We start from the raw sequence: 23,376 nt of genomic DNA, 5'->3' as shown, positions 1-23,376 counted from the left end.
GGAGGGGAGGGGTGGGGTGGGGGCTGCCGCGCGCGAGAACCTCTGAGCGAAGGGAGCCCCCACCCGCCACGCTGCGCGTGGCGACCTCCCCCGCAAGCGGGAGAGGTGAAGGGAGCTCGCCGAGCAACAGCGCCGCCATCTAATGCAGCCGCGGCGCTTTCAACAGCTTCATGCGGTCGATCGAGGTCAGCGTCACGTCGAAGGTGACGCCCTCGTGATAGATGGTCAACGGAACGTCGACGCCGGCCGCGCCGAGCGACCAGAGCTTTCTGTAGAAGCCGGTCTGGCTCGTCACCTTGTCGCCGTCGACCGCGAGGATCACGTCGCCGGTCTTCAATTCGGCGCGCGCCGCCGGTCCCTTGCTGGCGACGCCAACGACCACGAGGCGGTTGTCCATCTCGGTCGTGTACATGCCGAGCCACGGCCGCGCCGGCCTGTCGACCCGGCCGAACTTGCGCAGGTCGCTCAGCACCGGGTTGAGCAGGTCGATCGGCACGACCATATTGACATGCTCGGCGCGGCCCGAGCGCTCGCGTTCGAGCTGCAGCGAGCCGATGCCGATCAGCTCGCCGGCATTGTTGATCAGTCCGGCGCCGCCCCAGTTCGGATGCGACGGATAGGTGAAGATCGCCTCGTCGAGCAGATATTCCCAGTAACCTGCGAATTCCTGCTTCGCCGCAATCTGGCTTGCCACCGAGCGCGTGCGGCCGCCGGCGCCGCCGAGCACGACATTGTCGCCGACCTGCGTCGCCGCGGACGAGCCGATTGGCAGCGGATCGATGTCGAGCTTGCCGAGTGCCTGCACCAGGCCGAAGCCGGATTCGAAATCGAAGCCGAGCGCGTGGCCCTCAACCGCGCGTCCGTCGCCGAGATGCAGCCACACCGTGGCGGCCTCCGTGATCAGATATCCGATCGTCAGCACCAGCCCGTTGTCGATCAGGACGCCGTTGCCGGCGCGCTCGGTGCCGAGCGTCTCGGCGCTGAAGGCGTCCGGCGGAATGATCGAATGCAGCCCGACCACGCTCATCAGCGCACGATCGAGGTCATAGCGGTAGTCTTCGGGGCGCGGCTGAAAGGCCGCCGGCACTTTCCACTCGGTGATGGAGGGCATCAAGGATCTCCTGGCGTGCAGGGCGCTGGAACCTCAAGGTAATCCGAGGTTCTGCCGGCAGGGAAGATGGAATGATATACCTTGCGCGGCGGCCTGCACAGCTCATCTGGCGTGCAGACCTGCCCCTCGCAAGACAGAATGAACTTATTCGCTTCTTGCTGCGCGCGCCGGCATGATGCGGAAGGCGCGGTCTTGCTTGATCCATGCGGCGCGCTCGTCGCGCAGCATGGTGCGGCGAACCTTTCCGGAATCATCGCGCGGTGCCGTGCCGACGCGTTCGAAACTTTCCGGATGCTTGTATCGGCTGAGCCGGTCCTTCAGGAAATCGCCCATGCCGTCGGCGATCTTCTGTGCGTCGGCGCTGTCGGCGAGCTCGAGGATCGCATGCACGCGCTGGCCGAATTCCGGATCAGGCAATCCGACCACGACGCAGGAGCGGACCTCGGGATGCTCGCTCACCGCCGCCTCGACCTCGGCCGGATAGATGTTGGCGCCGCCGCGCAGCACCATGTCGGCGAGCCGGTCGCCGAGATAGAGATAGCCTTCCTCGTCGAGCCGGCCGATATCGCCGAGCGATTCCCATCCGTCGGTGCGCCGCTTCGGCGTTGCGCCGAGATAGTGATAGGTTGAGCCGGCGCCGTCATTGGGCAGGAAGTAGATCTCGCCGGTCTCGCCGGGCGCGACGTCGTTGCCGTCCTCGCCGATGATACGCAGGCGCGCGGTCTCGCCGATCCTGCCGACCGAGCCCTTGTGCGCCATCCACTCGACGCCTGAGATCACGCAGGCGCCCTGCCGCTCGGTGCCGCCATAGAGCTCCCAGACCCGCTCCGGCCCGAGCCATTCGATCCACTTCTCCTTCAGCCAGGGCGGCATCGGGGCTGCCATGTGAAACACGATCTGCAGGCTGGAGACGTCGTAGCGGTTGCGCACCTCCTCGGGCAGCGCCCAGATCCGGTGCATCATGGTCGGCACGAAGTTGACCCATTGCACGCGCTCGCGCGCGATCAGCCGCAGCGTCTCCTCGGCGTCGAACTTCACCATGCCGGTCAGCCGTCCGCCGCCGAACAGCGCGGAGTGCGACAGGATGAACGGCGCGTTGTGATAGAGCGGGCCCGGGTTGAGCAGCGATGCCTCAAACGGAATCCCGAGCATCAGCGGCGTCGTGGTTTCGATCACGGCGGGGTTGTGATCGAGGATCACCTTCGGCCGCCCGGTCGAGCCGCCGCTGGTCATCGCCTTCCAGTAGCGCGCGACCGGTGCATCGAGCGGCTCTTCCGAAAATCCTTCCGGGACGAAATCCACCGGCAGCGAATTCGGCGCATTCCAGTCGGCCTCGCCGCCGACCACCAGCGACGGTTTCAGGATCTCGAGCACTGCGGCGGCCTCGCCGCGCGGCAGCCGCCATGACAGCGAGGTCGGCGTCGCGCCGCATTTCCACACCGCGAAAGTGGTCTCGAAGAATGCGTTGCTGTTCGGTAGTCCGATCGCGACGAAGTCGCCGGGCTTGACGCCCTTGGCGGCGAAGGCGCGCGCCCGCGCATTGGCGCGGCGCTCGAGCTCACGCCAGGTCAGCGCATCCGCGCCGTGACTGACGGCGATCGCGTCTGCGGGCTTGCGTTCGGCATACCAGCGCGGCACGTCGGCGAGGGGGATCAGCATGGGGCGTTTCCGGAAGACTGAGGCGGCTTGAAGCGCTCTTGTTGCAGGGATGTGGCCAAGCCACCGTTGCCACTTCACCAACTATGCGGTCCCCATGTCAAGCCGATGGTCGCCGAGGCGACCGGTATCCCGCTGATGGAATTGCGGAATCCTCGTTTGCTAAAAGCCGGGGCAAGATTCCGGTAAAGTTCAAGCGATCGCGCTAAGCCGGACTTTACGGGGGGACGGCATTGTGGCCGTTGTGGTTGTGTGCCGGGCGCGTCGGTCGATCTGCGCGGCCTCCAATTTCTTTTCAAGGACGCAAGATATTCAACGGCAAATGTCTTCAAGGACGACGACGATGGCGAGCAATGGAGCACGGATCAAAATCAGTCGCGAGCCGCGGCGCCAGCTCAACAATCGCGCGGCGTGGATCACGGTCGATGACGGCGTGACCGAGAACGCCTGCGCCGTGGTCGACATCTCGCCCGGCGGCGCCAAGATCACGACCGAGGTCGAGTTCGACGTGAAGGACCGCCTCGCGCTGACGCTGCTCGCCGATCATGCCAAGCGCTATCCTTGCGAAGTGGTCTGGCGTCGCGGCAAGACCTATGGGCTCAAATTCGTGACCGCCGACGCTGAGCCCGATGAACCGGCCGCGGAGCCGGTCGGCGCGGCGTAGCCGAAAGGCGCGGCTGCCTGACCGCCGGTTCGATGCGGCGCCATCGCACCCAGCGGTTCAGCGATCAATCCGATAGAGCTTTGCGAACTCGCCGTCATGCAGCGGCGAGAGCTTCTCGACCGCCTGAAATCCGGGCTTTGGATCGATCAGCAGCACATAGTCGAAGTCCGCGCGCCAGTCGACCAGGTAGCGCGACCACCGCAGGGTTTCCGCCGAGAACGTCGCATTGGCCAGCACCTTCCAGTCGACCGGTTCGGTCAGCGGATGAGACATGCGATCGAACGGCGGTAGAATGCTCACTGGCTGCTGCGCCGGGTCGGCAAACAGCAATGGCCAGAACGCCCTGCGATCGATCAGGAGCAATGCCGGGAGGTGGTAGGTCAGCCGGTAGACGCCGGGCAGCGTGCGTCGCGCCGGAGGCGCCATGGTCCGTTCTCTCGACGAGCCCGTCGCGACCAAGACGCGCGCACCGGGCTCGACGCCGGCGATTGCGGCGCGCAGATCGGCAAGATCGTCCCGGCTCTCAATCCATGTCGCAGCGACATAGGCCGAGCGGACAAGAATCAAGGCTGCAAAAACGACACCGAACATCATCGCCTCGCGCCGCGCGATCCGTGGCTGCACGCCCGCAAACAGCAGCAATGCGATCATCACCGCGGCCCGCAGATCGATGTAGGATCCGCCCTTCATCCGCACGGGCGCGGCGATGTAGACGACTGCCAGCACGGCAATCGCAAGCGGCAGCCCCGGTGCAAAGGCGAGATGACGACGCATGGCGACCAGCGCGACGATGACGGCGACGGCGGTCACGATCGTCAGGTCCATGCTCGGTATCGTGAACGCACTGAACAGCCTCATTAACTTGACGATCGCATGCCACGCGCCGAGCGACGTGGCAGTGTCGCCGAACGGACTGAGCCGATACAGCACGATCGCCGGAGCGAGCGCGATCAGGATCGGGATCGCGGCCTTCATGAAATCGCGCGCGGTGACCGTACCCGACGACCAGCGGTTCCGCAGTTCCGCGGCCTCTTCGGCACCGATCAGGAGGAAGAGAAAGGCGAGCCCGAAGATGTGAGTAAAGAAGGTCGCGACCGCGGCGCTCGCGCCGGCCAGCGTCTTCCACCCGGAACGCTGCCGCCTGCGCAGCGCGATCCAGGCAGCCGCGCCGACCAGCGCCAAGCCCAGCGAGAGCAGGAAATTCATGAAGCCCATGAAGAAGGCTGCGTTGTAGGCGACCAATCCCGACGCCAGCGGCCAGTAGGAACGGCAGCCGAAAGCGACCCGATGGTAGACGACCGCGCCGCCGACCGGCGCGAGCAGGCTCAGCGCCAGCAATATTCGGCCACCCGTGTGCGGATCGGTGATGCGCAGCAGCCCTGCCCCGATGACGTCCATGCCGAGATTGGGCAGGATCGTCCAATGCGGCGCATACATCTTCGAGAGGACCGGATCGTCCGGATGGGCCAGGATGAAGAACCGCGCGAGGTGATTTGGATAGTCCGAGAGCGGCGGCACGTCGATGACGAGAAGGGGAGCCAGCAGCACGATCGCAAGCACCACCGCCGTCGCCCGCCACGGCCAGGCCGCTTCGCGCATCGATCGAACGTGAGTGGCGGACGTCTTGGCCAGGGGCGCGTGCATCGGCGGCTATCCCAGCTCGTCCGCCGGCGCGTTTTCGGGCGAAGTGGATACCGGCCGCATACGAAATCCTCTCGCGACGACCGCGAGAAGCACCGTGCACATCGTGCCGAGCGTTCGGCTTTGGTTGTGGTATTCTGTTGCGTTACCTGTGGTTGTCACGCGGCCATGTCGCGTGCAGGTCATTAACAATCAATTACGTTTGGAAACGTTTGGTAACATACAACCTCTGGGTTTGAAAAAATCGACTCTCAAACCCTGCGGGTGCCGCGCGAACTATGCTTTCAGCTTACGACCAAGGTCGCGTTCGACGTGAAGGTGGCGCCGGCACGCGTGCGATCCCGCAGGTCTTGCGGCGACGCGTCACTGCGAGGTTCCACCGCTCCGTAGCGTGGCTCACATCAGCGTCCCTGCGCGCTGTTGGCATTGCCGGTCGTGCTCACCGAACCGCCGGGAGCGGCCGGCGCCGCACTGAAATTGCCGCCGGAGGACGGTGCATAGCGCTGGCCGCTCTGGGCTGGAAGCGCGGTGCCGCCCACGCCGTCCGACGGCGCGGCGCGGTCGCCCGGCCTCGGCGGCAACGGCGTGCCCCCCGTGCTCTGCGCGAGAAGCTGGGCCGGCGCGAGCGTCAGGCCGGCGGCGACGATGATGGCGAATGTGTTTCTGAACATGGGCTGGTCCGGATGGTGCGGCGAGGCTCGAGCGGTGGCAGGATCCGCCAAGCCCGCTGGATTGCGTCTGCAATAACGTAAGCGGTGTTGGTCTCGTTCCCAGAGGCTACGGCCGTACCGCAAAGCAAATATCCGTGTGGTGGATCGCGGCGGCGATGACGGTGTCGCGGCCGCGCCGCTAAGCCCGATAGCGCAGCGCATCGACCAGCAGCGCGAACGCCGGCGAGGATTGCCGCCGGCTCGGGTAATAGAGGTGATAGCCTGGAAACGGCGCGCACCAGTCGTCGAGCACCTGGACCAGTTGGCCCTTGGCGAGCTGCGCCTGCACCTGATCCTCGGCGACATAGGCAAGCCCAAGCCCGGCCAGCGCCGCCTTGATCCGCAGCGCCGTGCTGTTGAACACCAATTGTCCGTCGACGCGGACCTTGATCGGGCGTCCGCGCTTCTCGAATTCCCAGGCATAGATGCCGCCAAAGGTCGGCAGGCGGATGTTGATGCAGGCGTGCTGGGTCAGGTCCTGCGGCCGCTTCGGATGGTCGCGCCGTTTGAGGTAGGACGGCGCGCCGACCACCACCATGCGGAAATCCGGCGCGATCCGCACTGCGATCATGTCCTTGGCCAGCTGCTCGCCGAGGCGAACGCCGGCGTCAAACCGCTCCGCGACGATGTCGGCAAGCCCGTTGTCGATGGTGATCTCCACCTTGATGTCGGGATAGCGCGGCAGGAACTTTTCCAGCGCCGGCCACAGGATGGTCTCCGCCGCGTGCTCGCCGGCATTGATGCGGATGGTGCCGGCCGGCTTCTCGCGCAGCGCGTTGAGTGCCGTCAGTTCGGCCTCGATCTCCTCGAAGCGCGGCCCGATGCCCCGCAGCAGCCGCTCGCCAGCCTCGGTCGGCGCCACGCTGCGGGTGGTGCGGGTCAAAAGCCGCACGCCCAGCCGCTCCTCCAGCGCGCGCATGGTGTGGCTGAGCGCCGATTGCGACACACCGAGCCGCGCCGCCGCGCGGGTGAAGCTGCGCTCACGCGCCACCGCGAGGAAGGCGATCAGGTCATTGACGTCGTGCCGCGGCATTGATGAACCCTGCTCATAAGTCCATCCCGATTTTTACGTCTAATGGGACGCCCGTGCACGCCCTAAATCCCGCAGCGGCAGGTTCCAGTCCTTGATGCGGAGAGATGTCATGCAGAAGCGTAAACTCGGTAACAGCAATCTGGAGGTATCGGCGATCGGCCTGGGCTGCATGGGCCTCAGCTTCGCCTATGGTCCGGCGGTCGAGAAGGCCGCAGGCATCGCGCTGCTGCGCGGCGCCGTCGAGCGCGGCGTCACCTTCTTCGATACCGCGGAGGTCTACGGTCCCTTCGTCAACGAGGAACTGGTCGGCGAGGCGCTGGCGCCGGTCCGCAACGACGTCGTGATCGCCACCAAGTTCGGCTTCGATATCGGCACCATGGCCGAGCGGCACCGGTCGCTGAACAGCCGGCCCGAGCACATCAAGGCGGTTGCGGACGCCTCGCTGAAGCGGCTGAACATCGATGTGATCGATCTGTTCTATCAGCATCGGGTCGATCCCAACGTACCGATCGAGGATGTCGCCGGCGCGGTGAAGGACCTGATTGCCGCCGGCAAGGTCCGGCATTTCGGCCTGTCGGAGGCCGGTGTGCAGACCATTCGCCGGGCGCATGCGGTGCAGAAGGTCACGGCATTGCAGAGCGAATATTCGCTGTGGGAACGCGGACCGGAAGCGGAGATCCTGCCGGTGCTGCAAGAGCTCGGCATCGGCTTCGTGCCGTACAGCCCGCTCGGCCGCGGCTTTCTCACCGGTGCGATCAGCGCGTCGACGACGTTCGCCAGCGACGACTTCCGCAACCTCGTGCCGCGCTTCACGCCGGAAGCCCGCCGCGCCAATCAGGCGCTGGTCGATCAGCTCGGCCGCATCGCTACCGGCAAGGGCGCGACGCCGGCCCAGATCGCGCTGGCCTGGCTGCTGGCGCAGAAGCCGTGGATCGTGCCGATCCCGGGCACCACGAAGCTCAATCGGCTCGAGGAAAACATCGGTGCCGCGCGGATCGAACTGAGCCCCGCCGATCTCGCCGACATCGGCAAGGCCGTCGCCTCAGTCGAGGTGCAGGGCGCGCGCTATCCGGAGCAATTGCAACAGATGGTCGGGCGCTGAGGCGGAGCTGCACACGCATCGTCGTCCCGGGGCAAGCCCGCGACGACGATTGTGGATGCAGGCCGTACCACACACTCGCTGTCGTCCCGGCGAAGGCCGGGACCCATTACCCCAAATCTCGATTGTCGCCTAACGCTGGGGCCACCAGCCCTCTTCAACAACGCAGCCCTGTGGTCATGGGTCCCGGCCTTCGCCGGGACGACGGATAGTTGGTGCCGTACTGGTTGGCTGCCGCGGCGCTACCTCTCCGTCAGCTTCAGCTCGATGCGGCGGTTGCGCTTGTAGGCGTCTTCGGTCTGCGCGGTGTCGAGCGGCTGGAATTCGGCGAAGCCGGCGGCGACGAGGCGCTGCGCCGGCACGCCGAGCGAGACCAGATACTGCACCACCGAGATCGCGCGCGCCGAGGACAATTCCCAGTTCGACTTGAACAGCGGGCTGTTGATCGGCCGTACGTCGGTGTGGCCGTCGACCCGCAGCACCCAGGCGATCTCGGCCGGGATCTGCTTGTCGAGATCGATCAACGCGTTCGCCACGGTGTCGAGCTCGGTCTTGCCTTCCGGCAGCAGCGTCGCCTGGCCGGTATCGAAGAACACTTCGGACTGGAACACGAAGCGGTCGCCGACGATGCGGATATCGGGGCGGTTGCCGAGGATCGCCCGCAGCCGGCCGAAGAATTCCGAGCGGTACTTCGACAATTCCTGCACCCGCTGCGCCAGCGCGACGTTGAGGCGCGAGCCGAGATCGGCGATGCGGTTCTGCGATTCCTTGTCGCGCTTCTCGGAGGCGTCGAGCGCCTCCTCGAGCGCCGCGAGCTGGCGGCGCAGCGCGCTGATCTGCTGGTTCAGCACCTCGATCTGCGCCAGCGCGCGCGACGACACGCTCTTTTCCGACTCCAGCGCCTTGTTGAGCTCGTTGGCGCGGCCCTGCGCGTCGTTGCCGGAATTGGCGAGCCCCTCATAGAGTCCTTTCATGCGGTCGCGCTCGCCCTCGGCAGAGGCGAGGCCGGCGCGCAGCTGCGACACCTGGTCGTCGAGCGTCAGCTTGGAGAGCTTCTCCAGCGACAACAGGTCGTTGAGCTGGGCGATCTTGGCGTTGAGCTGCTCCAGCGCCTTGTCCTTGCCGGTGACCTCCTGCGACAGGAAGAACTGCACGACCAGGAACACCGACAGCAGGAACACGATCGACAGCACCAGCGTCGACAGCGCGTCGACAAAGCCGGGCCAGTAGTTGAAGCCGGATTCGCTGCGGCGCGAGCGGGCGAGGGCCATCAAGCATTCTCCTCAACTCTCGTGTCCCGGACGCGGTGCAGCGTGCAACGCTGCGGCGCTGAGCCAGGACCTATGAATCTCCGTGGGCGCCGGCGCTGCTGCGGATCACTTCGTGCTGCGCAGCGTCCGGGCGCGCGTTCCTAGTTCTTCTCGGGCTGGCGGGCGAGGCGCTCGAGCAGCCGCTTGATCTCGCGGTTCTGCTCGCCCTGGCCGTCGGCCCATTCGCGGATCATCTGCTGCTCGGTGCGCATATGCGCAACCAGCCCCTGGATCGCCTCGGCAAGATTGGCCATCGCCGCCGTGGTGCTGCGGCCGCCGCCTGTGGCGCCGCCTTCCTCGAAGGTCGCACGCAGCCGGTCGATCGCGCCCTGCAGATCGGCACCGCCGTCGCCGGAAATGCCGCGCACGGTGGTGGCGAGCCAGTCTTCGAGGTCGGTGTAGAAGCGGTTCTGGGCCTGGCTCGATTGCAAATCGAGGAAGCCGAGGATCAGCGAGCCCGCGAGGCCGAACAGCGAGGACGAGAACGAGATGCCCATGCCGCCGAGCGGGGCGGCAAGGCCTTCCTTCAACGTGTCGAACAGCGCGCCGGCATCGCCGCCGACCTTGAGGCCGTCGATCACCTTGCCGACCGAGCCCACCGTCTCGATCAGGCCCCAGAAGGTGCCGAGCAGGCCGAGGAATACCAAGAGGCCGGTCATGTAGCGCGAGATGTCGCGGGCTTCATCGAGGCGGGTTGCGATCGAATCGAGCAGATGCCGCATGGTCTGCTGCGAGATCGACATCCGCCCGGTGCGCTCGCCGCCGAGAATGGCTGCCATGGGAGCAAGGAGCGTCGGGCGGCGCTCGATCGCAAGGCCGGGATCGGCGATGCGGAAATTGTTGACCCAGGCGACCTCGGGATAGAGCCGGATCACCTGGCGGAACGCCAGGATGACGCCGATCAGCAGCACGGCGCCGATCAGGGCGTTCAGCCCGGGATTGGCGAAGAAGGCGGTGACGATCTGCTTGTACAGCACGACCCCGACCAGGCCGCAGAGCACCAGGAACACCAGCATCCGCACCAGGAAGATCCTGGGCGAGGACAGCTTGCTCAGTTCGATCTCCATCTCGGAGCGGGAAGGGGGCATTGCCGGGTCATCCGTTCGCGAAGGCCGCATCTGCCTGCAATATGGCACAGCGGCGGAGTGAGGAAAGCCGAATCCAAAGGCTGTCAGCAGAACCTTGGGTTGAGACCGGGCAGAGTGTTGCCGCTTTGCGCAGCATTCCGGCGCTTCGGCGCATCAGCCTGTTCGGAAGGTGCCGATCCGACGCGCGGGTCGCGAGACCAACTCGGGTTGCACGCATCGCTGGGCGAGGCGCGCCGCGATCGGCGATTCGCGCGCCGCGCATTACCACTTTGCAATCTGCGGCATTCCCGCACAGGCGAAAGGCGTATTCCCGCTCACGCAGTCCTTAACGCATTCCCACAGCCTGCGATGGAACCCGCTCACAATGCGGTGACCCGATAAAACATGTTGCGAAATCAGGGCGATAGCGTTCTGTGACAATGAGCCGCCGAAATACGCATTGCGTCGCAGCAACGAGATTTTATTTTCATCCGAGCAACGCGAGCGCTGTCGCCGTGACACCGCCGTTCGTTTGTTCAAACCTCTCAGGGGCGATCATCTCAATGTCTGGACTTCGCGCGCAATCGGCATGCATTGCTCTGATGCTGGCCGTGACGGCGCCACTGCTTGCTGGCTGCGACGAACCGAATTCGGCAACAGCCGCCGTACAAGCACCCGAGCCGGACGTCAGTGTCGTCACTGTGAAGCAGCAGGCGCGGGCGATGGTGCGCGAGCTGCCGGGCCGCATCGCGCCGACCCGTGTCTCCGAGGTGCGCCCGCGGGTCTCGGGCATCGTCGTCAACCGCATGTTCCACCAGGGCAGCGAGGTGAAGGTCGGCGATCCCCTGTATCAGATCGATCCGCGCCCGTTCGAAGTCGAATTGCAGTCGACCGAGGCGGCGCTGGCGCGCGCCAAGGCGGTGCTCGAGCAGACCTCGCTGCAGGCGCGCCGCATCGCCACCCTCACCAACCAGCGCGCGACCTCGGAGGCCGAGAACGAGAAGGCGATCGCCAACCTGAAGCAGGCCGAAGCCGACGTGCAGGGCCGCGAGGCCGACGTCGCGCGCGCCAAGCTCAATCTGGACTATGCGACGATCCGCGCGCCGATCGACGGCATCATCGGTGCGGCCGTCATCAGCGAAGGCGCGCTCGTCGTGCAGAACGACGCCGCGAGCCTTGCAACCATCCAGCAGCTCGATCCGATCTATGCTGACTTCCAGCAGTCGGTCACCGAGATGAACCAGCTCCGCCGCGCCTTCGAGAACGGCGATCTCGACCGCATCGAGTCCGACGCGATGAAGGTGCGCCTCGTGCTCGACGACGGCTCGATCTATCCGCTGCCGGGCAAGCTGTTGTTCTCCGACGCCAAGGTCGACGCCCATACCGGGCAGGTCACCCTGCGCGGCGAGTTCCCGAACCCGAATCGGGTCCTGCTGCCTGGCATGTATGTCCGCGTGCAGATCGAGCAGGGCATCGACACCGATGCGATCGCGGTGCCGCAGCAGGCGATCCAGCGCAATGGCGGCGGCGGCAGCGAGGTGTTCGTCGTCAAGGACGACAATCACGTCGCGGTGCAGCCGGTGCGCACCGGTTCGCTGCAGGGCGGTTCCTGGTTCGTGACCGAAGGCCTCAAGGCCGGCGACAAGGTCGTCGTCGAGGGCTTCCAGAAATTCGCCGCCGGCGACAAGGTGCGGCCGCTGGCCTGGCGTGAGATCGACGCTGCTGCGGCACCGGATTCGCAGCAGACCGCGCACGCGGTGAAGTGATCCGAGATGCCCAACTTCTTCATCGACAGGCCGATCTTCGCCTGGGTCGTCGCGCTGTTCATCTGTCTGGTCGGCGCGATCTCGATTCCGCTGCTTGCGGTCGCGCAGTATCCGATCATCGCGCCGCCCTCGATCTCGATCTCGACGAGCTATCCCGGCGCGTCGCCTGAAAACCTCTACAACAGCGTCACGCGGCTGATCGAGGAGGAGCTCAACGGCGCCGCCAACATCCTGAACTTCGAATCGACCTCCGACTCGCTCGGCCAGGTCGAGATCATCGCCAACTTCAAGCCCGGCACCGACACCAGCCAGGCCTCGGTCGAGGTCCAGAACCGCCTCAAGCGCGTCGAGGCGCGGTTGCCGCGCGCCGTGATCCAGCAGGGTATCCTGGTCGAGGAAGCCTCGTCCGCCGTGCTGCAGATCATCACGCTGAACTCGACCGACGGCTCGCTCGATGAAGTGGGCCTCGGCGACTTCATGATCCGCAACGTGCTGGGCGAGGTGCGCCGTATTCCCGGCGTCGGCCGCGCCACGCTGTATTCGACCGAGCGTTCGCTGCGCATCTGGATCGATCCGGCCAAGCTGGTCGGCTACGGCCTGTCCGCCGACGACGTCAACAAGGCGATCACGGCGCAGAACGCCCAGGTCGCCTCCGGCAGCATCGGCGCCGAGCCGAGCACCGACACGCAGAAGATCTCCGCGCAGGTCCTGGTGAAGGGCCAGCTGTCATCGCCCGACGAGTTCGGTGCGATCATCCTGCGCGCCAATGCCGACGGCTCGACGGTCCGCCTGCGCGACGTCGCGCGGATCGAGATCGGCGGCCTCAGCTACCAGTTCAACACCCGCCTCGACGGCAAGCCGACCGCCGGCCTCTCGGTGCTGCTGTCGCCGAAGGGCAACGCGCTGGCGACCGCCAGCGCGGTCGAAGCCAAGATGAAGGAGCTGTCGCGCTTCTTCCCGGCCAATATCTCCTACGAGATCCCCTACAACATCACGCCCGTCGTGAAGGCCTCGATCGAGAAGGTCCTGATGACGCTGGTCGAGGCGGTGGTGCTGGTGTTCATCGTGATGTTCCTGTTTCTGCAGAACATCCGCTACACCATCATTCCGACCATCGTGGTTCCGGTGGCGCTGCTCGGCGCTTGCGCCACGCTGATGATCGCGGGTTTCTCGATCAACATGCTGACCATGTTCGGCATGGTGCTGGCGGTCGGCATCCTGGTCGACGACGCCATCGTCGTGGTCGAGAACGTCGAGCGCATCATGGCCGAGGAGGGCCTGCCGCCGAAGGAAGCCACCAAGAAGGCGATGTCGCAGATCACCGGCGCCATCATCGGCATCACGCTGGTGCTGATGGCGGTGTTCGTGCCGATGGCGTTCTTCCCCGGCTCGGTCGGCATCATCTATCGCCAGTTCTCGGTCACCATGGTGGCGGCGATCGCGTTCTCCGCGCTGCTCGCGCTGTCGCTGACGCCGGCGCTGTGCGCGACCTTGCTCAAGCCGGTCGAGAAGGGCCACGGCCATGCGCGCAAGGGCGTGTTCGGCTGGTTCAACCGCGTGCTCGACAGAAGCCGTGCCGGTTACGTCAGCACCGTGCAGGGCGGCCTGAAGCGCACCGGCCGCCTGATGCTGATCTATCTCGTGCTGTTCGCGGGCGTCGCCTACGGCTTCGTGCGGCTGCCCGGCGGCTTCCTGCCGGTCGACGACCAGGGCTTCATCACGACCGACGTGCAGACGCCGTCGGAGTCGTCCTATGCGCGGACCGAAGCTGCGGTCGAGCAGGTCGAGAAGTACCTGAAGGATCGCGCCGGCATCGAGAATGTCACGTTCCTCACCGGCTTCAGCTTCCTCGGCCAGGGCATGAACACCGCACAGGCCTTCATCACGCTGAAGGACTGGTCGGAGCGCGGCGCGAAGGATTCCGCTGCGGCCATCGTTGCCGACATCAACCGCGACCTGTCGTCGACGATCCGCGATGCCAGGATCTCGGCGCTGCAGCCGCCGCCGATCGACAACCTCGGCAACTCGTCGGGCTTCTCGTTCCGCCTGCAGGACCGCGGCCAGAAGGGCTATGCGGCGCTGATCGCGGCGTCCGACCGCCTGATCGCGGAGGCCAATGCCAGTCGTGTGCTGCAGAAGGTCTATGTCGAAGGCCTGCCGCCGGCGCCGCAGGTCAATCTGATGATCGATCGCGAGAAGGCCGGCGCGTTCGGCCTCACCTTCGAGGACATCAACAACACGATCTCGACCAACCTCGGCTCGAACTACATCAACGACTTCCCGAACCGCGGGCGGATGCAGCGCGTCATCGTGCAGGCCGACAAGACCAGCCGCATGAACGCGGACGACATCCTGAATTACAACGTCAAGAACAGCCGCGGCCAGCTGGTGCCGTTCTCGGCCTTTGCCACCATCGAATGGACGAAGGGGCCGACGCAAATCGCGGGCTTCAACTATTATCCGGCGGTGCGCATCTCCGGCGAAGCGAAGCCCGGCTTCACCTCGGGTGACGCGATCGCGGAGATGGAGCGGCTCGCCGACAAGCTGCCGCGCGGTTTCGGCTATGAGTGGACCGGCCAGTCGCTGCAGGAGAAACTGTCGGGCTCGCAGGCGCCGTTCCTGCTCGCGCTGTCGGTGCTGGTGGTGTTCCTGCTGCTCGCGGCTCTCTACGAGAGCTGGACCATTCCGCTCGCGGTGCTGCTCACGATTCCGCTCGGCATTCTCGGCGCCGTGGTGGCGGCGACGCTGCGCGGGCTGTCCAACGACGTCTATTTCACGGTCGGCCTGATCACCATCATCGGCCTTGCCGCCAAGGACGCGATCCTGATCATCGAGTTCGCCAAGGATTTGCGCGCCCAGGGCAAGCCGCTGGTCGAAGCGACCATCGAGGCGTGCAGCCTCCGGTTCCGTCCGATCCTGATGACCGGTCTCGCTTTCGTCTGCGGCGTGCTGCCGATGGCGATCGCCACTGGCGCCGGCGGCGCTAGCCAGCAGGCGCTCGGCACGTCGGTGATGGGCGGCATGATCGCGGTCGTGATCCTGGCGCTGCTCCTGGTGCCGGTGTTCTTCGTCAGCGTGCAGCGCGTGCTCGCCGGCGATCGCGAGAAGGCCGCGGCGAACGCCGAGGTCTATGGCCCGCCTGCGCCGGCGAGGATTGGTCATTGATGTCAAAGATCGGCGGCGCCTTGCTTTCGCCAGCCGGCCAATCCAGATTGCATCTCTGGATTGAACGGGGAGCGTGGAGGCAACCCGGGGATTGAGGGCATGTGATGCGGCCGACCGACATTGCGATCTCGAACTATCGCTCGATCCGGCGGCTTTTGATGCCCATTCAACCGCTGTCGGTCTTCGTCGGCGAGAACGGCGTCGGCAAATCCAATCTCTACAAGTCCCTGTCGCTGTTGCGCGACGCGGCGACCGGCCGGATCACGCGCACGATCGCCGACGAAGGCGGATTGAACTCGGTCTGCTGGTCAGGGCTTCGCAGGCGCGGCGAGGATGGACGGCTGCGGCTGGCGGCCAGATTCGAACACGTCAATTACGCGATCGAGCTCGGACATCCCGGCCCGGTCGAGGCGGCGTTTCCCGGCGAGCCGATGATCAAGTCCGAACGCATCGAGGCGATCCACGGCAAGCGAAAAGTCCTGATGATGGAGCGGACCAATTCACACGTCAGCGTCCGCGGCGAGAGCGGCGCCTGGAGCGAGCACAAGAATGCGGTGCTGCCGTCGGAAACCGCGCTCGCGGATTTCCTCGACGGCAAAGCGTGCCCCGAAATCGACCTGGTCCGAAACGCGCTGCAAAGCTGGCGCTTCTATCACGATTTTCGCACCGATCCGGCATCGCCGATCCGAAAGCCTTGTCTGGCGATCACGACGCCGTCGCTGAGCGCCGATGGCAGCGATCTGGCTGCCGCTTTGGCGACGCTCAGCGCGATCAGGCAGGACGCGGCCGACCTGCAGGATGCGATCGAGGATGCGTTCCCGGGCGCCGAGCTGCGCGCATGGGCAGAAAACGGGCGGTGCGAATTCGAGCTGCAGCAGGCGGACGTGCCGCGTCCGTTCAAGGCGCACGAACTATCCGACGGCACGCTGAAATATATCTGCCTGCTCGCCGTGTTCATGGGCTACCGGCTGCCGCCGTTCATCGCGCTGAACGAACCCGAGACCAGCCTGCATCCATCGCTGCTGGCGCCGTTGGCGAGGCTGATCGCCAAAGCGTCGCGCCGCGCCGACATCTGGATCGTCACCCATTCGGAGCATCTGATGGAGGCGTTGCGCAGCGAGAGCTCGGTTCCGCTGCGCCGGGTGATCAAGACAAAGGGCGCCACCACCATCGAGGGTCTGACGCTCGGCGGTGAATTTCGTGACGGGGAAGACGACGACGAAGACGATGACAGTGACGACGATTAGATCGCGCCGTCGCGTTACTGTCCGAGCGGCTTCAGGATCTTGATCAGCTCGCCGTGCACGAACTCGTTGCCGCAGACGACGTGGCCGGTTTGCAGCGGGTCGTCATTGCCCTGGATGCCGGAGACGGTGCCGCCGGCTTCGCGGACCATCAAGAGGCCGGCCGCGACGTCCCAGGACTGCAGATTGCGTTCCCAATAGCCGTCGAGGCGGCCGGCCGCGACGAAGGCGAGGTCGAGCGAGGCGGCGCCGAAGCGGCGGAAGCCCGCGACCTTGCTCTGCAGCGCGGCCAGCTCCTGCAGCGCCAGCTGATGGTTGCCGCGACCGATATGCGGCAGGCCGCAGGCGACCACGCATTCATTGAGCTGGCGGCGGCCGGCGACGCGCAGCCGCTGGTCGTTGAGGAACGCGCCCTTGCCGCGCTCGGCGATGTAGAGCTCGTCATTGGCGGGATTGTAGATCACGCCGGCGATGATCGTGTCCTCGCGCTGAAGTCCGATCGAGATCGCGAATTGTGGGATGCCGTGCAGGAAGTTGGTGGTGCCGTCCAGGGGATCGACGATCCAGGTGTGGCTCTTGTCCGAGCCCTCGCGCTTGCCGCCTTCCTCGCCGAGGAAGCCGTAACCGGGCCGGGCCTTTTCGAGGTCGGTGTAGAGCATCTCCTCGGCGCGCTTGTCGGCGAGCGAGACGAAATTCGCCGGGCCCTTCAGCGACACCTGGAGGTGTTCGATCTCGCCGAGGTCGCGCTTGAGGCTGCGGCCGGCGCGGCGCGCGGCCTTGACCATGACATTGATGAGGGCGGAGTAGAGCATGATGAGCGGTTTTCTTCGGTGCGATTGTGCTGGGACGGCAAGTTCAAACGTGGCCCCGTCATCCTGAGGAGCGCGTAGCGCGTCTCGAAGGATGAACGGCCACTAGGCGGGCCGTTCATCCTTCGAGGCTCGCCCAGCGGCGCAATAGCGCCGCAAGGCTCGCACCTCAGGATGACGGGAAACGGCCTGCGGCGCCTTCGGTTGCCGGACTGGGTGCCCTCTGGAGGCCGCCCCGTCAAGGCGTCATTTGACGTTGTTTCCGATCCATTTTCGCGCCGCTGCCTCGCCCTTGGCGCGGTCTTCCGGGCTCATATCGGCGAGAATGTCGTCGAGATCGGGGTCGCCCTTGCCGGCGGTCTTGGCGACCGTGTGCCATTTCAGCGCCTCGACCTTGTCGACCGGGGCGCCGGCGCCGGTCGCCAGCACATGGGCGAGGCGGTTTTGCGCGATCGCGCTGTTCTGACGGGCGGCCTTGCGCAGCAGCGCCACGGCCGCCGGCACGTTCCGCGGCGTGCCGGCGCCGTTGTAGAGCGCGATGGCATATTCGACCTCGGCATCGACGTTGTCGGCCAGCGAGGCGGCCTGCAGCAGCCGGGCCGCCTTTTCGAGGTCCTTCGGCACGCCGGTGCCTTCCTTGTAGAAGGTCGCGAGCGCGTATTGCGCCTCGGGGCTGCCGGCATCCGCGGCCATCCGCAACAGCTCGGCGGAGCGCTTGAGGTCCTGCGGCAGGGTCTGGCCGTCGAGATAAAGCAGCGCGAGGTTATAGGCCGCTTTGGGCTCGCCGAGCTTGGCCGACGAGGCCAGCAGCTTGACCGCGGAATCCTTGTCCACCGTGCCGCCACGGCCCGCGATCCGCATCATCGCGAGCGCGAACATCGCCTCGCGGTCGCCGGCGTCGGACGCGCGCTTGTACCAGTCGTCGGCCTTGGCGTAATCGCGCTTGACGCCGAGCCCGTTGGCATAGAGCTCGCCCAGCATCGTCATGGCCTTGGCATCGTTGTTGTTCTGCGCGCGCACCATCGCCAGTTCGAACGCGGTCTTGTACAGGCCGCGCTGATAGGCGCCGTAGACCAGGTCGACATTGGGATCGTCAGGCGTCGGGGTCGGTGAGGGCGTCGGGGTGGCCGTTGGCGTGGCGGCAGGCTTCGGCGCGGGCTTCTTCGCGGCGGGCGCATGCACCTTCGGCTTCTCTCTCGGCGCTTCCTTCTTCGCGGGCGGCGGCGTCTGTGCCGGCGGCGTGATCGAGAGCTGCGCCATCGCGCCGCTCGCCAGCATCGTGCAGCCGAGCGCAACACCTATCGGACGCAGGCATTTCATTCCGCCGTCATCCCTCGGCCTTGGCCGTGCCGAATGCGCCGGCATGCGCCTGCGCGATCGCTTCGCCGATCTCGACGAGTGCGGCCTTGGCGCCGCGCGGGTCGGACCAGATGAAATCTCCGACCAGCACGAAATCGGCGCCGGCCGCGGCGAATGCCTCGGCCTCCTCGCGCGAGGTCGCAAAGCCGACGCAGGGCGGCTCGAACAACTCGTCCCACCATTGCAGCCGCTCGGCGATCGCCTCAAGCGAGGGGCGCTGTCCGTTGGCGTCGGGCTCGCCGAACAGCACATAATCGGCACCGGCTTCGCCCGCGGCCATGGAATCGTGGCGCGTCGCGAGCCCGCCGACGCCTGCGATGCGGTCGGGCCTCAGCGCAGGCATCGCCTCTTCCATCGCGGCGATGCCGGTCAGATGCGCGCCGTCGGCGCCGGCACGGGCCACGATGTCGGGATGGCCGTCGATCAGCAGCGCCGCACCCGCGTTCTGGATCGCAGGCGCCAACGCCTTGATGGTGGAGATCATGCTGCGCGGATCGGTCTCGCGCAGCCGCACCAGAACGGCCGCGACGTCGGCCGCGGCAAGCAGCTCGGCGAGCTCGGTCGCAAGCTGCAACGGCTGGTCGACCGGCGGTGTTGCCAGATAGAGGCGCGGCGCCGGCCGCGGCGGAACGGGCTTGGTGGCCAACTATGCCGCCTGTTTCTCGAGGCCGGCTTCCCAATTGCCGGTGCTCGCCAGCCCGTTCATCCGGGCGCGATGCGAGAAGGCGCGCTGGCCCGCGGGGACGTTGTCTGGTTTGCCGGACCACGCCTTCTGCGGCGCGGCCTGCAGCGCACGGCCGTAGGAGAAGGTCAGCCGCCAGGGCAGATGGCCGATCTTGTTCATGGCGTCGAGATGCGCGGTCGCTTCCTCGTCGCTCTGTCCGCCGGAGAGGAAGGCGATGCCGGGCACCGCGGCCGGCACGCAGCTCTTGAGCAGGCGGATGGTCTTCTCGGCGACTTCCTGCACCGACGCCTGCTTCGGGCACTTCTTGCCCGAGATCACCATGTTGGGCTTCAGGATCATGCCCTCGAGCGCGACGCGCTGCACCCGCAATTCCTGGAAGGTACGGTTCAGCACGCGCTGCGTCACCTCATAGCAGCGGTCGATGTCGTGATCGCCGTCCATCAGCACCTCGGGCTCGACGATCGGGACGATCTGCGCGGCCTGGCACAGCGCGGCATAGCGCGCCAGCGCGTGCGCGTTGACGCGGACCGCGGTCTGGGTCGGGATGCGCGGCCCGATATCGATCACGGCGCGCCATTTCGCAAATCGCGCACCGCGCTCGTAATATTTCTTCAGGCGCTCGGCGAGCTTGTCGAGGCCGACGGTGACGAGTTCACCCGGGCAGTTCGGCAGCGCCTGGGTGCCTTCGTCGACCTTGATGCCGGGAATGCTGCCGGCCTGCTCGATCAGCTTGACCAGCGGCGTGCCGTCCTTGGCATTCTGCCAGATCGTCTCGTCGTAGAGAATGACGCCGGAGATGTACTTGCTCATCGCCTCCTGCGAGCGGAACAGCATCTCGCGATAGTCGCGGCGACTGTCTTCGGTCGAATCGACCTTGATGGCGTCGAAACGCTTCTTGATGGTGCCGGAGGATTCGTCGGCGGCGAGGATGCCCTTGCCCGGGGTGACCATGGCGAGTGCAATTTTGTTGAGGTCAGCGAGGTTCATCGGGGGCGTCCTCCGGAGCCATTGCCTTTGCAAACCAAAATAGGCGGTTCTCGGGCAAATGCCTAGAAAACGTTCGTCGCGGCCGATGTTTGTCGCAGCCGGCGATCAAGCCCCGGGACACCGTTTCCGACTGCATCAGAACCGGTGTCCCGCCTTAATGATTCAGGCGAGAAGTTGTCAGGCGGTTTCTCAAGCGACCTTGGGGTCGAGCGCGCCGGCGGCGTAGCGCTTGGCCATTTCGGCGGTGGTCAACACCTTCTTGATCTTGCTGGCCTGGCCCGCGGTGTTGAACTCCTGCAGGCGCTGCTTGCACAGCTTGGTCATCGCCTCCATCGCGGGCTTCAGGTATTTGCGCGGATCGAACTCTTCCGGATTGTCCTTCAGCACCTTGCGGATCTGGCCGGTCATCGCCATCCGGTTGTCGGTGTCGATGTTGATCTTGCGCACGCCGTTCTTGATGCCGCGCTGGATCTCGGCGACCGGCACGCCCCAGGTCGGCTTCATCTTGCCGCCATTGGCGTTGATGATCTCCTGCAGCTCCTGCGGCACCGATGAGGAGCCGTGCATCACGAGATGCGTGTTCGGCAGCTTGCGATGGATCTCCTCGATCACGTTCATGGCGAGGATGTCGCCGTCGGGCTTGCGGGTGAACTTGTAGGCGCCGTGCGAGGTGCCCATCGCGATCGCCAGCGCGTCGACCTTGGTCTCCTTGACGAACTTCACGGCCTCGTCCGGATTGGTCAGCAGCTGGTCATGCGACAGCTTGCCCTCGGCGCCATGGCCGTCTTCCTTGTCGCCCATGCCGGTCTCGAGCGAGCCTAGCACGCCGAGCTCGCCTTCCACCGAGATGCCGCCGAGATGGGCCATGCCGGTCACGGTCCTGGTGACGCCGACATTGTAGTCCCAGTCGCCGGGGGTCTTGCCGTCGGCCTTCAGCGAGCCGTCCATCATGACCGAGGTGAAGCCGGCCTGGATCGCGGTCATGCAGGTGGCGGGCTCGTTGCCGTGGTCGAGATGCACGCAGACCGGGATCTGCGGATAGATCTCGGTGACGGCGTCCATCATGTGCTTGAGCATGACGTCGTTGGCGTAGGACCGTGCACCGCGCGAGGCCTGGATGATGACCGGCGCGTCGACCTCGGAGGCCGCCGCCATGATCGCCAGCGCCTGCTCCATGTTGTTGATGTTGAAGGCAGGCACGCCGTAGTCGTGCTCGGCCGCGTGATCGAGCAGTTGCCGCAATGTTATGCGAGCCATTCCATTTCTCCCTGTAATGCGCGTTCGCGGATTGACCTAAATCAACGGTTTTTCAAAACTTCGACGCCCGGCAGCGGCTTGCCTTCCATCCATTCAAGAAACGCGCCGCCCGCGGTCGAGACGTAGGAAAAATCACCCGCCACGCCCGCCTGGTTGAGCGCCGCGACGGTATCGCCGCCTCCGGCGACCGAGATCAGCTTCCTGGCTTTGGTGCGCTCGGCGGCATGCTTGGCCGACACCACGGTGCCGCGGTCGAACGGCGTCAGCTCGAAGGCGCCGAGCGGTCCGTTCCAGACCAGCGTCGCGGCATCGTCGATCGCGGCATGGATGCGCGCGATCGATTGCGGGCCGACGTCGAGGATCATGCCGTCGGCCGGTATCGCGTCGAGGCCGTAGGCATGCGACGGCGCGTTGGCGGCGAACTGGTTGGCGACGACCGCATCGACCGGCAGGATGATCGCGCAATTGGCCGCGTTGGCCTTCTCCATGATCCGCAGCGCAGTCGGCGCGAGGTCCTTCTCGGCGAGCGACTTGCCGACGCCGATGCCCTGCGCGTGCAGGAAGGTGTTGGCCATGCCGCCGCCGATCACCAGCGCGTCGACCTTGCTCACGAGGTTTTCCAACAGGTCGATCTTGGTCGAGACCTTGGCGCCGCCGATGATCGCGATCACGGGCTTGGTCGGCGCTTCCAACGCCTTGCCCAGTGCGTCGAGCTCGGCCTGCATGGTGCGGCCGGCATAGGCCGGCAGCTTGTGGCCGAGGCCCTCGGTCGAGGCGTGGGCGCGATGCGCGGCGGAGAAGGCGTCGTTGACCCAGATGTCGCCGAGCTTGGCGAGCTCGGCGACGAAGCCGGCGTCGTTCTTTTCCTCTTCCTTGTGGAAGCGGGTGTTCTCGAGGCAGAGGATGTCGCCATCCTTGAGGGCCGCGACGGCCTTGGCCGCCGGCTCGCCGATGCAGTCCTCGGCGAAGGCGACCGGGCGCTTGATGACTTTCGACAGCGCTTCCGCGACCGGCTTCAGCGAATCCTTGGCATCGCGCCCCTTGGGCCGGCCGAAATGGGCGAGCAGGATCACCTTGCCGCCCTTGTCGGAGATTTCGGTGATGGTGGGAGCAACGCGCTCGAGCCGTGTGGCGTCGGTGACGCGGCCGCCTTCCATGGGGACGTTGAGGTCGACGCGCAGCAGCACGCGCTTGCCCTTCACGTTGACGTCGTCGAGGGTGCGGAACGATTTGGTCATGGGCGTTTCCTGTGCGGCCGGACACAGCCATCCAACGGACGGCGTCGCTTTCGCTTGCCGATGTCGCGGCCGTCAAGGTCGCGAATGCGGGGGCAAACACGCAGATGCCCGGCGCTGGGCCGGGCATCACGGGTGGTCGGTGTTAGATCAGCTTGCCGATCGCAACGGCGGTGTCGGCCATGCGGTTCGAGAAGCCCCACTCATTGTCGTACCAGGCCATCACGCGCACCAGCGTGCCGTTCTGCACCTTGGTCTGGTCCATGTGGAAGGTGGCCGAGTGCGGATCGTGGTTGAAGTCGATCGAGACGTTCGGCGCGGTGGTGAAGCCCAGAATGCCCTTGAGCTGCTGCTCGGAGGCGCGCTTCATCGCCTCGTTGATTTCCTTGGCGTCGGTTGAGCGCTTGGCGACGATCTTCAGGTCGATCACCGAGACGTTCGGGGTCGGCACGCGGATCGAGACGCCGTCGAGCTTGCCCTTCAGTTCCGGCAGCACCAGACCGATGGCTTTCGCCGCACCGGTCGAAGTCGGGATCATCGACATCGCCGCGGCGCGGCCGCGATAGAGGTCCTTGTGC

The 23,376-nt window shown here is 65.9% G+C and carries 18 protein-coding genes and 1 pseudogene; 5 read left to right on the top strand and 14 right to left on the bottom strand.

Translation table 11 applies throughout. From position 1 onward, the window contains the following. Positions 1-139: 139 nt before the first annotated feature. Together CO675_RS20325 and CO675_RS20320 are read right to left on the bottom strand one after the other, a co-directional pair. Complete coding sequence (locus CO675_RS20325; protein WP_097673669.1) at positions 140-1,111, bottom strand: S1C family serine protease; 972 nt, start codon at positions 1,109-1,111, stop codon at positions 140-142. A 144-nt stretch (positions 1,112-1,255) separates the two neighbouring features. Beyond that, positions 1,256-2,770, bottom strand: a complete 1,515-nt coding sequence (locus CO675_RS20320) for an AMP-binding protein (RefSeq protein WP_097673668.1) — start codon at positions 2,768-2,770, stop codon at positions 1,256-1,258. A gap of 340 nt (positions 2,771-3,110) precedes the next feature. On the opposite strand from CO675_RS20320, the gene CO675_RS20315 reads away from it, so the two are divergent. Further along, positions 3,111-3,431, top strand: a complete 321-nt coding sequence (locus CO675_RS20315; protein WP_158231280.1) for a PilZ domain-containing protein — start codon at positions 3,111-3,113, stop codon at positions 3,429-3,431. Positions 3,432-3,488: 57 nt separating this feature from the next. On the opposite strand, the gene CO675_RS20310 is transcribed toward CO675_RS20315, so the two are convergent. From CO675_RS20310 to CO675_RS20300, 3 genes are all read right to left on the bottom strand, one after another. After that, positions 3,489-5,075 (bottom strand): hypothetical protein, encoded by a 1,587-nt coding sequence (locus CO675_RS20310; protein ID WP_245452830.1) that lies wholly within the window; start codon positions 5,073-5,075, stop codon positions 3,489-3,491. Between the two features lie 398 nt (positions 5,076-5,473). Beyond that, positions 5,474-5,743 (bottom strand): hypothetical protein, encoded by a 270-nt coding sequence (locus CO675_RS20305; protein WP_097673666.1) that lies wholly within the window; start codon positions 5,741-5,743, stop codon positions 5,474-5,476. 178 nt (positions 5,744-5,921) lie between these two features. Further along, positions 5,922-6,815 (bottom strand): LysR family transcriptional regulator, encoded by an 894-nt coding sequence (locus CO675_RS20300; protein WP_097673665.1) that lies wholly within the window; start codon positions 6,813-6,815, stop codon positions 5,922-5,924. 109 nt (positions 6,816-6,924) lie between these two features. Here CO675_RS20300 and CO675_RS20295 point away from each other — a divergent pair, with 109 nt between their 5' ends. Beyond that, the gene (locus tag CO675_RS20295) at positions 6,925-7,917 is read left to right on the top strand and encodes an aldo/keto reductase (RefSeq protein WP_097673664.1); all 993 of its coding nucleotides are present in this window, start codon (positions 6,925-6,927) and stop codon (positions 7,915-7,917) included. Positions 7,918-8,156: 239 nt separating this feature from the next. Here the strand turns inward: CO675_RS20295 and CO675_RS20290 are convergent, their stop codons facing one another. Together CO675_RS20290 and CO675_RS20285 are read right to left on the bottom strand one after the other, a co-directional pair. Next, positions 8,157-9,185, bottom strand: coding sequence for a peptidoglycan -binding protein (locus CO675_RS20290; RefSeq protein WP_097673663.1), 1,029 nt, complete (start codon positions 9,183-9,185; stop codon positions 8,157-8,159). A gap of 140 nt (positions 9,186-9,325) precedes the next feature. Next, positions 9,326-10,312 (bottom strand): flagellar motor protein MotA, encoded by a 987-nt coding sequence (locus CO675_RS20285; RefSeq protein WP_097673662.1) that lies wholly within the window; start codon positions 10,310-10,312, stop codon positions 9,326-9,328. Positions 10,313-10,854: 542 nt separating this feature from the next. Here CO675_RS20285 and CO675_RS20280 point away from each other — a divergent pair. From CO675_RS20280 to CO675_RS20270, 3 genes are all read left to right on the top strand, one after another. Further along, positions 10,855-12,057 (top strand): efflux RND transporter periplasmic adaptor subunit, encoded by a 1,203-nt coding sequence (locus CO675_RS20280; protein ID WP_097673661.1) that lies wholly within the window; start codon positions 10,855-10,857, stop codon positions 12,055-12,057. A gap of 6 nt (positions 12,058-12,063) precedes the next feature. Next, positions 12,064-15,222 carry a multidrug efflux RND transporter permease subunit gene (locus CO675_RS20275; RefSeq protein ID WP_097673660.1) on the top strand — a complete coding sequence of 1,053 codons (3,159 nt, stop codon included), beginning with the start codon at positions 12,064-12,066 and terminating at the stop codon, positions 15,220-15,222. A gap of 104 nt (positions 15,223-15,326) precedes the next feature. After that, the gene (locus CO675_RS20270) at positions 15,327-16,469 is read left to right on the top strand and encodes an AAA family ATPase (protein ID WP_097673659.1); all 1,143 of its coding nucleotides are present in this window, start codon (positions 15,327-15,329) and stop codon (positions 16,467-16,469) included. Between the two features lie 14 nt (positions 16,470-16,483). Here CO675_RS20270 and CO675_RS20265 read toward each other — a convergent pair whose 3' ends face one another. The 7 genes and pseudogenes from CO675_RS20265 to CO675_RS20235 all read right to left on the bottom strand — a co-directional run. After that, complete coding sequence (locus CO675_RS20265; protein ID WP_097673658.1) at positions 16,484-17,278, bottom strand: inositol monophosphatase family protein; 795 nt, start codon at positions 17,276-17,278, stop codon at positions 16,484-16,486. Between the two features lie 243 nt (positions 17,279-17,521). Then, the gene (locus CO675_RS20260; RefSeq protein WP_198964671.1) at positions 17,522-18,595 is read right to left on the bottom strand and encodes a tetratricopeptide repeat protein; all 1,074 of its coding nucleotides are present in this window, start codon (positions 18,593-18,595) and stop codon (positions 17,522-17,524) included. Positions 18,596-18,602: 7 nt separating this feature from the next. After that, on the bottom strand, positions 18,603-19,280 hold the full coding sequence (locus CO675_RS20255) for a thiamine phosphate synthase (protein WP_097673657.1): 678 nt from the start codon (positions 19,278-19,280) through the stop codon (positions 18,603-18,605). After that, complete coding sequence (locus CO675_RS20250; RefSeq protein ID WP_097673656.1) at positions 19,281-20,306, bottom strand: class I fructose-bisphosphate aldolase; 1,026 nt, start codon at positions 20,304-20,306, stop codon at positions 19,281-19,283. A 189-nt stretch (positions 20,307-20,495) separates the two neighbouring features. Then, the gene (gene fba / locus CO675_RS20245) at positions 20,496-21,563 is read right to left on the bottom strand and encodes a class II fructose-bisphosphate aldolase (protein ID WP_097673655.1); all 1,068 of its coding nucleotides are present in this window, start codon (positions 21,561-21,563) and stop codon (positions 20,496-20,498) included. A gap of 41 nt (positions 21,564-21,604) precedes the next feature. Continuing rightward, complete coding sequence (locus tag CO675_RS20240; protein ID WP_097673654.1) at positions 21,605-22,801, bottom strand: phosphoglycerate kinase; 1,197 nt, start codon at positions 22,799-22,801, stop codon at positions 21,605-21,607. Positions 22,802-22,943: 142 nt separating this feature from the next. Continuing rightward, a pseudogene (locus tag CO675_RS20235) lies at positions 22,944-23,376 on the bottom strand (glyceraldehyde-3-phosphate dehydrogenase); the annotation flags it as partial.

The sequence above is a fragment of the Bradyrhizobium sp. C9 genome (assembly GCF_002532045.1).
Taxonomy (GTDB): Bacteria; Pseudomonadota; Alphaproteobacteria; order Rhizobiales; family Xanthobacteraceae; genus Bradyrhizobium.
This window is presented reverse-complemented; position numbering and strand designations above follow the sequence as displayed.